Here is a 13,128-nt window from a genome sequence, read left to right on the forward strand (position 1 = left end):
TCCACCTCCCGCTCGCGAGCCCATCGCCCCTGCTCTCGGCTCGTAGTTCGTAGCTCGTAGCTCGTAGCTCGTAGCTCGTAGCTCTTGGCTCGTGGCTACTCTTTCACATCCATGTATTCGCGGGCCCAGATTCGATACTCCTCGAGCGTCGAGTAGCGCGTCGACAGCTTCGAAGCATCCAGGTCGTTGGTCGCGATATCGCGCTGCTCGCGCAGGCAGTCGTAGGTCGCCTTGATCGCGGCGAAGTAGGCAGCGTGACCGTTGACGACGATGCGCACGCCCAGTGCCGCGAGGCGCGCGCGATCCCGCAGGGCCGGGTTGTCGTAGGTGACCAACATCAGCGGCACCGTCAACGGTGCCGCCAGCTTCTCGAGGTGCTCGAAGTCCCGGACCCCGACCAGGCAGATGGCGTCGACGCCGGCCGCCTGGTAGGCGCGAATGCGGGCAATGGCGGCATCGTCGTCGAGCTGGCCGGCGTTGGTTCGGGCGATGATCGACAGCGCCGGGTCGATCCGGGCCTCGAGTGCGGCGCGCATCTTGCCGACGCCCTCCTCCACGGGAATCAGGTCGGTCGACTTGTGGCCGTACTGCGCCGGCAGCAAGGTGTCCTCGATGGTCAGCGCGGCGACACCGGCCCGCTCCAGTTCGGTGATCGTGCGCATCACGTTGAGCGCGTTGCCGTAGCCATGGTCGGCATCGGCGATCACCGGCAACCGTGCCACCCGGCCGATCCGGGTCGCCTGTTCGACGAATTCGCTCAGGGTGATCAAGGCGAAATCGGGCGCCGCCAGCACCTGCAGCGAGGCGACCGACCCTCCCAGAATGCCAACCTCGAAGTCGAGGTCGGCGGCGATGCGAGCCGACATCGGATCGAACACCGAGGCCGTGTAGTAGCACTCGCCACTGGCGAGCAGTTCGCGGAAGGCGTTGCGTAGATCATGCTGAGAGGGGGTCGTCACGGGACACTCCTGTTCTTTACCCCGGCGTTCGACGTTGGGGCGCGATGGAAAAAGACTCCCGGCCGATGCCGATGGCACGTCGGTGAATGCGTCGGCGGGGGCCGACAATCCTACCACTAAAGTTTGAGGGCGCGACGCCGGTCACATCGGCCACCCACCTCACGATGAACGATACACATGCTCAGCTTGAACTCGCTTCATTGGTCGAATGGCCGCCCAGCCCGCATCATTGGCGACCTCGCCATCGCCAGCCGCCGATGACACCGCATGGCGAAGTCCCAGCACAGGAGGCAAGTTCATGTCGCAAGCGCATCCCCCATTCCGAGCCGATATCGTCGGCAGCTTTCTTCGCCCGCAGGCGCTGAAGGAGGCCCGGACCCTCTTCCATCGAGGCGATATCGACGCCGCCGCGCTCGCGGCCGTCGAGGATCGCGAGATCCGTCAGGTGGTGGAGCAGCAGGAAGCCGCCGGCCTCGAGGTGGTGACCGACGGCGAGTTCCGTCGCGCCTGGTGGCACTTCGATTTCCTCGAACGGCTCGCTGGCGTCACCGGTTTCACCGGCGACCAGGGCATTCAGTTCCAGGGCGTGCAGACGGGCGCGAAGCAGATCCGGGTCGACGGCAAGGTCGGCTTCGACGATACCCACCCGATGCTGGATCACTTCCGCTATCTGGCCAGCGTCGCCAGCGTCATGCCCAAGATGACGATCCCGAGTCCCAGCGTGCTGCACTTCCGCGGCGGTCGCAAGAAGATCGACAGTGGCGTCTACCCCAGCCTGGACGCCTTTTTCGCCGATACCGCCGACGCCTATCGCGACGCCGTCCGCGCCTTCTACGATGCCGGCTGCCGCTATCTGCAACTGGACGACACCGTGTGGGCCTATCTCTGCTCGGAAAAGGAGCTGCAGGCGGCCCGGGACCGCGGCGACGACCCCGACCGCCTGCAGGCGATCTACGCCGAGATGCTCAATCATGCCCTCGCCGGCAAGCCGGACGACCTCCATGTCTCGCTCCACGTCTGTCGCGGCAACTTCCGCTCCACCTGGATCAGCGAAGGCGGTTACGAGCCGGTGGCCGATACCCTGTTCGGCCGCGTCAACGTCGATGCCTGGTTCCTGGAATACGACAGCGACCGTGCTGGCAGCTTCGATCCGCTGCGCTTCGTCCCGGAGGGTCACCAGCAGGCGGTGCTGGGGCTGATCACCACCAAGGTGGGCGAGCTCGAGGAGCCCCAGGCCGTCAGAGCGCGTCTCGACGAAGCCACGCGATTCGTCGACCGGCAGCAGCTCTGTCTGAGCCCGCAGTGCGGTTTCGCCTCCACCGAGGAGGGCAACGAACTCGCCGAACGGGCACAGTGGGACAAGGTGCGGCTAGTGGTCGACCTGGCCCGCGACTACTGGGGCGGGTGAGCCGCCGGCCGGTCTTGGGGCGCGGGCTCAGCCCTGCCGCGCCCCGCCCTCGTCCTGCCCCATCAGCGACCCCAGCAGCCGGCTGAGAAAGCCCTTGCGCTCGGGGTCGGGCTCCTGGTCGATCAGCGCCCGGGGGTCGATGCTAGCCCGGTCGACATGCACGAACGCCGCCTGGAAGGCAGGCAGAGTCAGCTCGCCGTTCTCGAGGTGCGCCGTGAATCCCGCCTGATAGACGATCTCGCCAGCACCGTCCGGGAGACTGGTGTGGCGCGTTTCATCGGTGAGATTGAAGACCGCCAGGATCGCCTGGTCCCGGGAGACCCGCAACCAGCCCAGCAAGTCGTCGTCGAAGTCGCCCAGAATCAAGGTGCCGTCGACCATCGCCGGCTGCGACTTGCGCCAGTGCAGGAACTCGCGCGTCACGCGCAGGGTGCTGTCCGCGTCGGCGAGCTGCCGCTCCACCGACAGCTGACGGTGATGGCCGTCCACCGGCAGCCAAGGCTCCGTCGAGGTGAACCCCCCGTACTCGCCGCTCGTCCAGGGCATCGGCGTGCGGCAGCCGTCGCGCCCCTTGTAATCCGGCCACAGCGCCAGCCCGTAGGGGTCGACCAGACGCTCGTAGGGGACGTCCGCTTCCGGCAACCCCAGCTCCTCGCCCTGATAGAGGCAGAGGCTACCGTAGAGCGAACAGAGCATGACCGTCGCGAGCTTGGCCACCAGCGGCCCTTGCTGCTCCAGGTTCTCGTGCTGGGTCCAGCGCGAGACGACACGCATGACATCGTGATTGGAGAGCGCCCAGCAGGGCCAGGCGTCGCCCGCGTAGTACTGGAAATGCTCGATGATGTCGCGCAGCCGCTGGGCGCTGAACTCGGCATCGAACAGGTCGAAGGTGTAGGCCATGTGGAGCCGGTCTTCGCCGATGGTGTACTCGACCATGCGCTCCAGCGGGCGATCGTCGGATATCTCGCCCACCGTCATGGTGCCGGGGTACTCGTCCATCAGGGCGCGCAGTTCGCTCAGGAAGCCGAGATTCTCCGGCTGGCTGATATCGAACTGGTGGCGCTGCATCGAATAGGGGTTCGATGCCGGGACGCTGGGCGTCTTGAGCTCGCCGCTGCCGAGCGCGGGGTTATCCTGCAGCGCCAGGCTGTGGAAGTAGAAATTCGAGGTATCCAGGCGAAAGCCGTCGACCCCGAGATCGAGCCAGAAGCGGGCGTTGTCGAGCTGCTCCTTACGCACCGCCGGGTTGTGAAAGTTGAGGTCCGGCTGGCAGGAGAGGAAGTTGTGCAGGTAGTACTGGCGGCGCCGACTGTCGAAGGTCCAGGCGCTGCCGCTGAAGAAGGAGAGCCAGTTGTTGGGCGGGGTGCCATCGGGCTTGGGATCGGCCCACACGTACCAGTCGGATTTCTGGTTTTCCCGCGAACTGCGACTCTGGACGAACCAGTGGTGCTGATCCGAGGTGTGACTGAGCACCAGGTCGATGATCACTTTCAGCCCCAGCCCGTGGGCCCGCTCGAGCAGCATCTGGAAGTCGTGAAAGGAGCCGAACATCGGGTCGACACCGCGATAATCGGTGACATCGTAGCCGAAGTCCTTCATCGGCGAGGGGAAGAACGGCGAAATCCAGATCGCATCGACACCCAGTTCGGCGACATAGTCCAGCTTCGCGGTGATCCCGGGCAGATCGCCGATGCCATCGCCACGCGCGTCCATGAAGCTTCTGGGATATATCTGATAGATGACGCTGCCACGCCACCATTGGGTCGAATCGGACATGCGAGTCCCCGTGTTGGTGTCATCTATTTCACGCCGGTAACGATCAGCCAGCGACGACGACGCCCGACCTGGCATGGAAGCCAGCGCCGGGCGTCGTGTCAGACTAGCGGTTTTTGTGATCGAGGTTAAATTCGGGAGGCAGCCGAGGCCACTGCCTGGCCCGCCGACGTCCCCAGCGGGCGGTGCCGGCAAGGGTCAGCGCCCGGCTTCCTCCCGCTTCAGCCACCAGGCGAAAAGCAGCCCGGCCGCCATCAGGGCGACGGCGAACGCGTAGATGCCGATCGAGATACCGCTGGAGACCAGAATGCTCCAGTCGCCTCCCGAGATGGACATGGCCCGGCGCAGGTTGAACTCCATCTGCCCGCCCAGCAACAACCCCAGCACCACCGGCACGGAGGGAATGTCCAGCTTGCGCAGCACGTAGCCCAGCACCCCGAAGGCGAGCATGACGTAGAGGTCGAAAGCGCTGTTGTTGAGCGAATAGACGCCCACGAACGCCACCAGGATCACCACCGGCATCAACAGCCAGGTGGGGGCCCGCAGTACGCGGGCAAACAGGCCTACCAGCGGTACGTTCAGTACCAGCAGCATGATGTTGCCGATGAACAGCGCCGCCACCAGTCCCCACACCATGTCGGGCTGCTGTTCGAACAGCAGCGGCCCAGGGGTGATGTTCATCGACAGCAGCAGCGCCAGCAGGATAGCGGTCGTGCCGCTGCCCGGAATGCCCAGCGACAGCATGGGAATCAGGGCACCGCCGGCGGCGGCATTGTTGCCCGCCTCGGGCGCGGCCACGCCGCGCGGGTCTCCGTTGCCGAAATCGCCCTTGCGTCCCAGCCAGCGCTTCTCCAGCGTATAGGAGAGAAAGCTGCCCAGCGAGGCCCCGGCCCCCGGCAGCACGCCGGCGACGAAGCCGATCAGCGAACCGCGCGCGATGGTCGGCGCGCACTGTCGGGCGCTCTTCATCCCGGGAATGGCCGATCCCAGCTCCTGGTTGGTGGCGGTCTCCCGGCGGCGATCCTCGAGCAGGATCAGGCATTCCGAGATGGCGAACAGCCCGACCAGCGCGGCGATGAAGTCGATGCCGTCGTAGAGTTCGTAGAGGCCGAAGGTGTAGCGCGACACGCCGGTCGCCGGATCGAGGCCTACCGTGCCCAGCAGCAGCCCGAGGCCGGCGGCGATGAAGCTCTTGGTGAAGCTGCCGCTGGTCACCCCGCCGATGGTAGCGAACGCCAGCATGAACAGCGCGAAGTACTCGGCAGGCCCGAACCGGATGGCGAACCCCACCAGTAACGGCGCAAAGAGCGTCAAGCCGATGGTCGCCACGGTCGCGCCGACGAACGACGCCACCGCGGACAGCCCCAGCGCTTCGCCGCCCCGCCCTTTCAGCGCCATCGGGTAACCGTCGAGCGTGGTCATCATCGCCGGCTCGTCGCCGGGAATGTTGAGCACGATCGAGCTGATGCGCCCGCCGTACATGGTGCCGTAATAGACACTGACCAGCAGGATCAGCGCGGCTGTGGGCGACAGCCCGAAATTGAACGCCAAGGGGATCAGCAGCGCCACCCCGTTGACCGGCCCCAGCCCCGGCAAGGCACCGATCAAGGTGCCCACGGCGCAGCCGATCAGGGCCAGGAAGAGATTCTGGGGTTCGAGGGCGATCGCGAAACCGTGCAGGAGAAAGGCGAGAATATCCATGGCATGTCGGCCCTCAAACGCCGAGTCCGGGGACGGCGGGCAGCGGAATGCCCAGCGCGTACTCGAACAGCAGGTAGAGGATCACCGTCAACGACAACCCGCTGACCAGCGCCTGTCGCCACGCGGCATCGAACAGCCGAATCAACAGCACGCTGCAGACCAGCGTTGCCGGCAGAAACCCCCAGGGCTCGAGGAAACCGGCATAGCCGCCGAGCACCACCAGCAGTCCCGCCTGCCGCAGCAGCGCCACGCCGCGCGGCCAGCGCTGATTGAGCCCGGGCCGGCACATCAAGTAGAGCGCCAGCACACCCAGCGGCACGCAGACCAGACGCGGAAACAGGTCCGGCCCCACCGGCTGGCGAAAACCGGAGACAAAGGTCTGGGCGTGCCACCAGGCGGCCACCGCCAGCACGGCCAGCACGGCCCCGGCGATACGATCGCCGAGCGCCGCCGTGGAGGGCGCGGCGCCCGATGCTTCCGCCGTCACTGGATGACCCCGATCTCCTGGGAGATGCTCTCGACCTTGTCGGCCGTGTCACGAACGAAGGCGTCGAACTCGTCACCGCCGCGCCACAGGGGTACCAGGCCGTTGCGCTCGGCGACCTGCTTCCATTCCGGCGAGTCGTAGAGCGTCTTCAGAGTCTCGACCATCGACTGGTAGTCGGCATCCGAGACCTCGCCGCCGGTGTAGAACCCCCGCCAGTTGTAGCCGGTCACGTCATAGCCCTGGGAGATCGCCGTCGGCAGGTCGTCGAAGGGCGGAGCCAGCGGCTCGTCGGCGAGCACCGCCAACACCCGGACGTCGCCCGAGTTGATGAAGCCGGCAATCTCGCCCAGGTCCGTGGACACCGCGTCCACGTGCCCGCCCATCATCTGGGTCACGGCGGGGCCGCCGCCATCGAACTGCACCCAGCGCACGCTGCCGCTCTGCTCGCTCGACAGGCCCGCGGCCTTGGCCAGCATCAGGGCGCGAACGTGGTCCCAGCCACCGATCCCGCTGGATCCGGCGATGACGACCGAAGTGGGATCGTCGACCATCGCCTCGAGCAGCTCGTCGAGGCTCTGGTAGGGGCTGTCGTCATCGACCAGGATCACCCCGACGTCAGTGCCCAGCATGGCCAGCCAGCGCATGGTATCGACATCTCCCGGATAGCGCCCCTGGGCAATCTGGGTCACCCCCACGGTGCTGGTGGCCACGATCAGGTTGCTGTCGCCTGCACGCTTGCCGGCCACGTTGGAGAAGGCCACGGCGCCGACGCCACCCGGCATGTTGATCACTCGCACGGGGCTGTCGACCAGGCCGAGTTCGTGGAGCAGCTTGCCCACGGATCGGCAGGTGAAGTCCCAGCCACCGCCCGGGTCGGCCGGTGCCAGGCAATCGCTGATCGGCAACGCCTGACTCGGGGCACTGACCGTCAGGCCCCCCGCCAACAGGAGCGAGACCGCCAGGGTGTGCAAAGGTCGCAGAGAGATAGCCATGTTGTTGTTCCTTGTGTCGGTGTCATGCCTTCGCCAGCGTGTCGGGGAGGTCAGACGACCCCCTCGTCTTGAAGTCGTTGCAGCTCCGTCTCGTCGATGCCCAGTTGGGTCAGAATCTCGCGGGTATGCTCGCCCAGGGCCGGCACGTGGCGATAGATCGCCGCCGGCGCTTCGCTCATCTTCACCGGGAAGCCCGTGGTCGGCACCCGGCCGTGTTCGCCCTGATCGAGCTCCAGGCGCATCTGCTGGGCCTGGACCTGGGGGTCGTCGAAGGTGTCGCGCAGGCTGTGGACACGGCCGCAGGGGACCCCGGCCTCGTTGAGATGCGCGATCCACTCCGCCACGCTGCGAGTGCCGATCACGGCATTGAGGCGATCGCGCAGCGCCTCGCGATGGATCATGCGGCGGCGATTGTCGGCAAAGCGCTCGTCCTGAAGCAGTTCCAACCGGTCCAGCGCGCCCAGCAGTCGCGCGACCATGGCGTCGTTGCTGGGGGCGATCGCCACGTCGCCGTCGCTGGCCTGGAACAGGCCGTAGGGATAGACCATGGGATGGTCGTTGCCGGTCCGGGCTGGCATCTGGTCGGTGGCGAAATACTCGGCGGCGAGGTAGCCCATCATCCCGATCAGACCATTGGTCAGGGCGGTCTCGACGATCTCCCCCCGACCGGTGCGCTCCCGCCGCACCAGCGCGGCGCAGAGCCCGAAAGCCAGATTCTGGCTGGCGACCATGTCGCTGAGCGGCGGGGCCGCCCGCATGGGCTCGCCATCACTCGTGCCGTTGACGCTCATGAAACCGCTCATCGCCTGGGCGATGAAATCGTAGGCCGGTCGATCGCGATAGGGCCCCTCGGAGCCGAAGCCGTTGATTCGCCCGACCACCAGGCGCGGAAAACGCTCGCGGAGCGTGGTGTCGTCCAGCCCCATCCTGGCCAGCACGCCGGGACGGAAATTCTCCACCAGCACGTCGGCATCCTCGAGCAGTCGCCAGAGCACCGCCTTGCCGCTCTCGCTGCGAAGGTCCAGGGTCAAGGAGCGTTTGTTGCGGTTGAACTGGGCGAAGTACCAGCTCAAGCCCTCGACGATGTTGCCCTGGGCGCGCACCACGTCGCCGCGCCCGGGCGGCTCGACCTTGATCACGTCGGCTCCGTGATCGCCGAGCATCTGGGTACAGAAGGGGCCGGAGATGACCCGCGTGAGGTCGATGACGCGGATGCCATCGAGTGAGCCGGCGGTCGGGAAGGACAACGGTGGCATGCTCACCCCCGTGCCGTGGCGACGGTGTCGCTGCCGTTGAGCGCGAGTCGCCGTCCGGCCTTGGTAACCTGCGCGGGCAGCGGCCGCCCTATCAACTGGGTGGCCAGTTGACCCGCCTCGATCAGCGCCGCCAGCTCGATACCGGTGTCGATGCCCATCTCGGTGAGCAGATAGACCAGGTCCTCGCTGGCGATATTGCCGCTGGCGCCGGGGGCGAAGGGGCATCCGCCCAGCCCGCCGATGGCGCTCTCGTAGCGGGCAACACCGAGCGACAGGCCCTGCATCACATTGGCTAGCCCGATGCCCCGGGTATTGTGGAAATGCAGCGTCGGGGAGAGGGAGGGTGCCACCTCGCGCAGGTTAAGAATTCGCTCGCTGACCAGGGGCGGCGTCGCCATGCCGGTGGTATCGCCCAGGGCTACGCGGCGAGCGCCCAGATCGGCAAAGGCGCGGGCGATGTCGCCAACCTTGGCGACGTCGATGTCGCCCTCGAACGGGCAGCCGAAGGCCGTGGCGATGGCGCCGCGCAGTTCGACCCCGCTACCGTCGAGCAGACGCCCGATCTCGGCGAAACCCGCTAGCGAGGTGACAATGTCGCGGTTGACGTTCTTGGCGTTGTGGGTCTCCGAGGCCGACACGAACAGCACCACCGAGTCGATACCCGCCTCGAGCGCGCGCTCGGCGCCGCGGACGTTGGGAACCAGCGCCGACCAGTGCACGTTGGGGATGTCGGCCAGCGCCCTCACCAGTTCCGTGGCATCAGCCAGTGCCGGTACCGCTCGCGGGCTGACGAACGAGGTCAGCTCGAATTCGCGCACCCCGGCGGCGACCAGCGACCGTACCAGGGCCACCTTCTCATCGGTGCTCAGTCGTCTGGCTTCGTTCTGCAGCCCATCGCGGAGTCCCACCTCGGTGACCTGCACCCGGGCGGGTATCGACTGATACGGATCCATGGCAGGAGCGGCCTCGTCAAACCAGTTTTCAGTTGGTTACGCGAGCCTACTCTGGCCAAGCCATGTCGAAAAAGCGCGACTTTGGTCGCTCCTGGTCCCATCGGCCCCTGACGTCAACGCCGACGGAGTTCACCCTCGGGCGCTCGATCGAGCGCGCTGGCCAGCACTGGGCCTATTCGTCCGCTAGCGCCGGCAGGAGCACTTTCACCTTCCGAGTCAAGGTGTTGCGGCCCCAGCCCAGCAGCTCGGCGGCCTCCCCCTTGCGCCCGCCGGTATGCTTCAAGGCGGTCTCGATCAGGATCCGCTCGAAATCCGGCATCGCCTCTTCGAGCAGATGCGTGTGGCCCGAGGCCAGGGCCCGATCCGCCCACTCGCGAAACGCGTTGCGCCAGTCTCCGCTGGGCGCCTCGGTCCCCTCGAGCTCGCGCAGCTCCGGCGGCAGATCGTCGACCAGCACTTCCCGACCGGAGGCCATGACGGTCAGCCAGCGACAGGTGTTCTCCAATTGCCGCACGTTGCCCGGCCAGGGGAGATGCGTGAGATGCGTCTCGGCTTCGCGGGTCAGAACCTTGGGCTCGGTGGAGAGCTCCTTGGCGGCCTCGGCGAGAAAATGCTGGGCCAGCCGGGGAATGTCCTCGCGTCGCTCCGACAGCCGTGGCAGATGGACGCGAATGACGTTCAGCCGGTGGAACAGATCCTCGCGAAAACGGCCTTCCGTCACCAGTTTTTCCAGGTTCTGGTGGGTTGCGGCGATGATCCGCACATCCACCTTGACCGGCACGTGGCCACCGACCCGGTAGAATTCACCATCCGCCAGCACGCGCAGCAGCCGCGTCTGCGTATCGGCGGGCATGTCGCCGATCTCGTCGAGGAACAGCGTGCCGCCGTCGGCCTGCTCGAAACGCCCGCGGCGCTGGGCGGCGGCGCCGGTAAAGGCCCCCTTTTCATGACCGAACAGCTCCGACTCCATCAGGTCCTTGGGAATCGCCGCCATGTTGAGCGCGATGAACGGGTGACCACTGCGCGGACTATGCTGGTGCAGGGCCTGGGCGACACGCTCCTTGCCGGTGCCCGACTCGCCGTTGATCAGCACCGTGATATGCGACTGCGACAGCCGGCCGATGGCGCGAAACACCTCCTGCATCGCCGGCGCCTCGCCGATGATCTCGGCCGAGAGCCCTTCCGGCATCGCCGCCGGCGAGCGCCGCTCCCGGGCATGGGCAACGCCGCGCCGCACCAGCGCCAGTGCGTCGTCCACGTCGAACGGCTTGGGCAGGTACTCGAAGGCACCGCCCTGGTAGGAAGCGACCGCACTATCCAGATCCGAGTGCGCCGTCATCACGATCACCGGCAGATCGGGATGCATCTCGCGCACCTTGGCCATCAGGTCGAGACCGTCGAGCCCCGGCATGCGGATATCGGTCAGGAGCACGTCCGGGGGCTGTCGCTCGATCGCTTCGAGCGCCGCATCGGCACGCTCGAAGGACTGCACCTCGAGATCCGGTTGTGCCAGCGCCCTTTCCAGGACCCAGCGGATAGCGCGGTCATCATCGACGATCGCGATACGGGCGACTTCAGTCATGGCAGTTCTCCAGCAGAACGGTGAATCGTGTGCTTGGCGGCGTCGATATGGGCCACTCGCCAGACTCGGCAGCGATATAGCGAGCCGACACGCTCACTGTGGCGCCTCGAAGGGGATCAATAACCGGAACTCCGTGATCCCCGGATGGGAGTCGCACTCGATCAGGCCTTGATGCTGATGCAGGATCGACTGCGCGATGGACAATCCCAGACCGCTGCCCTCGGCACGCCCGGAGACCATCGGAAAGAACAGCGTTTCGCGGATGTGCTCGGGGATGCCGGGGCCGTTGTCGATCACCGCGACCTCGCATACCAGCCGGTGGCGCTCGGCGCCGAGGGTGAACTGACGGCGGACGCGAGTCCGCAGCAGCAGCCGCGGCTCGGGCGTCCCGAACTCCTCCATCGCCTGGACGGCGTTGCGCGCGATGTTGAGAACCGCCTGGATCAGTTGCGCCTCGTCGCCGACCAGATCCGGCACGCTGGGATCGTAGTCGCGTTCGAAGCTCAACCGGTGATGCTCCACCTCGAGAAGTGCACGAACGCGCTCCAGCACCTTGTGCACGTTGAGCGGCTCGTGACGCACCAGCGTGTTGGGGCCGAGCATGCGGTCGACCAGGTCCCGCAGGCGATCCGCCTCCTCGACGATGATCCGGGTGAACTCGGTGAGCTGCGGGTCGGGAAGATCACGCTCCAGCAACTGGGCGGCGCCACGAATGCCGCCCAGCGGATTCTTGACCTCGTGGGCGAGTCCTCGCATCAGCACCTTGACCGTCTCCTGTCGCGCGATCAGGGCCTCCTCCCGCGAGATGCGCAGCAGTCGATCCCGCGGTTCGATCTCCAGCAGCAGTTCCCGACTGGTGATCGGTGTCGCGGTGAAATCGACCGTGATCACGTCCCCCGCGGCCAGCACCAGTGCCGCTTCCCGTTGTGTATAGGGATGGAACTCCTGCATGGCCTTGTGCAGCACCTGACGCACACTGCCATCCTCGCCGTTGAGGCACTCCAGCCACTGACCGACCACCCGGGGCCGGCTAGCCGCCAACAGTGCTTCGGCCGCGGGGTTGAGCCAGCGCACGTGAAGCCGCTCGTCGAGTAACAGGACGGCGGTCGTCAGATGCTCCAGCAAACGTTGATACATGCGTTGTTCCATCGTGGTGATCCGGTACGTGCTTATACAGTGCAAAAACCGCGCCACTCCCCGATTTCGCCCATGGACAGGGAGGTCCGGATAAAAATTGGAAATTCATTCACCAAAATAGTGCAAACGCTGGAGGCTGTGGCTACCGATTGGAGGCACGACGCCGCTGCAGACGGAACTACTTGCCACGATTGGGATTGTTGGGATTGGCCGGCAGGTTGATGCTGGCACGCTGCACGTAGAGCGTCACCGATGGCGTCGAAAGCCTCACCTGCCCCTGGGCATCGACCAGGTCGGCCTGAAGCTGATGCTCGCCTCGCGGCAACTGAGTCAGCACGAAGACGCTGGTGTGCATCGGCGACTGGCTCACCTTGCCATCCACCCTTAGCTGGACACGGTCGCCCCGCTGCAGCGCGGGCTCGATCGCCAACCTGACCTGGACATTTCCCGCCTGTCCTGTCGGCAGCGTCTGCTGGTTCTCCGGACGGGTGATCACGAAACGCTCGTACTCCACTGCCGGGGTCTCGGGCGTGATCGACTGGCGCGAGTCCGCACGTGGCTCGACCTCGGTGGGATCGACCACCGTGATCGGCTTGAGATCGACGCGCGTGCCCGTTCCCGGCTCGTCGCTGTAGACCACGTTACCCTCGGCATCGACGTGTCGATAGACCGATGCCGCCATCGCGGGCAGGACGGCCCCGGCCACCAGGCAAATCGATATCACCGATACCACCATCCTCGTGCGCATCCGTTGGCGCTCCCTTGTCGATCACCCTGTTATCGGCCGGCGGCTTCGATCCTTCACCTGGCCGGTATCTCCTGCCACTCGCCCCGCTTTCCAAGGTCCGCTTCATGGCCACCATTCCGGGAGACGGCCCCA

Annotated in this window: 11 protein-coding genes; 1 reads left to right on the forward strand and 10 read right to left on the reverse strand. The window is 66.2% G+C overall.

Annotated elements, in window-relative coordinates:
• Positions 1-95: 95 nt before the first annotated feature.
• Positions 96-959 carry an isocitrate lyase/PEP mutase family protein gene (locus DOM45_RS00195; protein WP_110597506.1) on the reverse strand — a complete coding sequence of 288 codons (864 nt, stop codon included), beginning with the start codon at positions 957-959 and terminating at the stop codon, positions 96-98.
• A 298-nt stretch (positions 960-1,257) separates the two neighbouring features.
• Between DOM45_RS00195 and DOM45_RS00200 the strand changes: the two genes are divergently transcribed.
• Positions 1,258-2,367: a cobalamin-independent methionine synthase II family protein gene (locus DOM45_RS00200; RefSeq protein WP_110597507.1), complete on the forward strand. Its 1,110-nt coding sequence runs from the start codon at positions 1,258-1,260 to the stop codon at positions 2,365-2,367.
• Positions 2,368-2,394: 27 nt separating this feature from the next.
• Here DOM45_RS00200 and DOM45_RS00205 read toward each other — a convergent pair whose 3' ends face one another.
• From DOM45_RS00205 to DOM45_RS00245, 9 genes are all read right to left on the reverse strand, one after another.
• Positions 2,395-4,143, reverse strand: a complete 1,749-nt coding sequence (locus DOM45_RS00205) for an alpha-amylase family glycosyl hydrolase (protein WP_110597508.1) — start codon at positions 4,141-4,143, stop codon at positions 2,395-2,397.
• 195 nt (positions 4,144-4,338) lie between these two features.
• Positions 4,339-5,841, reverse strand: a complete 1,503-nt coding sequence (locus tag DOM45_RS00210) for a tripartite tricarboxylate transporter permease (RefSeq protein ID WP_110597509.1) — start codon at positions 5,839-5,841, stop codon at positions 4,339-4,341.
• 13 nt (positions 5,842-5,854) lie between these two features.
• A complete protein-coding gene (locus tag DOM45_RS00215) occupies positions 5,855-6,328 on the reverse strand; it encodes a tripartite tricarboxylate transporter TctB family protein (RefSeq protein ID WP_110597510.1) in 474 nt (157 codons plus the stop codon).
• Complete coding sequence (locus DOM45_RS00220; RefSeq protein ID WP_110597511.1) at positions 6,325-7,320, reverse strand: Bug family tripartite tricarboxylate transporter substrate binding protein; 996 nt, start codon at positions 7,318-7,320, stop codon at positions 6,325-6,327. The genes DOM45_RS00215 and DOM45_RS00220 overlap by 4 nt, the downstream gene beginning before the upstream one ends.
• Before the next feature lie 50 nt (positions 7,321-7,370).
• Positions 7,371-8,576, reverse strand: coding sequence for a CaiB/BaiF CoA transferase family protein (locus tag DOM45_RS00225; RefSeq protein ID WP_110597512.1), 1,206 nt, complete (start codon positions 8,574-8,576; stop codon positions 7,371-7,373).
• 2 nt (positions 8,577-8,578) lie between these two features.
• On the reverse strand, positions 8,579-9,529 hold the full coding sequence (locus DOM45_RS00230) for a hydroxymethylglutaryl-CoA lyase (RefSeq protein ID WP_110597513.1): 951 nt from the start codon (positions 9,527-9,529) through the stop codon (positions 8,579-8,581).
• Between the two features lie 172 nt (positions 9,530-9,701).
• A complete protein-coding gene (gene glnG, locus DOM45_RS00235) occupies positions 9,702-11,111 on the reverse strand; it encodes a nitrogen regulation protein NR(I) (protein WP_110597514.1) in 1,410 nt (469 codons plus the stop codon).
• Between the two features lie 93 nt (positions 11,112-11,204).
• Positions 11,205-12,248 carry a nitrogen regulation protein NR(II) gene (glnL, locus tag DOM45_RS00240; protein WP_110597515.1) on the reverse strand — a complete coding sequence of 348 codons (1,044 nt, stop codon included), beginning with the start codon at positions 12,246-12,248 and terminating at the stop codon, positions 11,205-11,207.
• Positions 12,249-12,426: 178 nt separating this feature from the next.
• A complete protein-coding gene (locus tag DOM45_RS00245; protein ID WP_240612240.1) occupies positions 12,427-12,996 on the reverse strand; it encodes a DUF4124 domain-containing protein in 570 nt (189 codons plus the stop codon).
• Positions 12,997-13,128 lie beyond the last annotated feature (132 nt).

This window comes from Salinicola lusitanus (assembly GCF_003206045.1).
GTDB classification, from domain to species: Bacteria; Pseudomonadota; Gammaproteobacteria; order Pseudomonadales; family Halomonadaceae; genus Salinicola; species Salinicola lusitanus.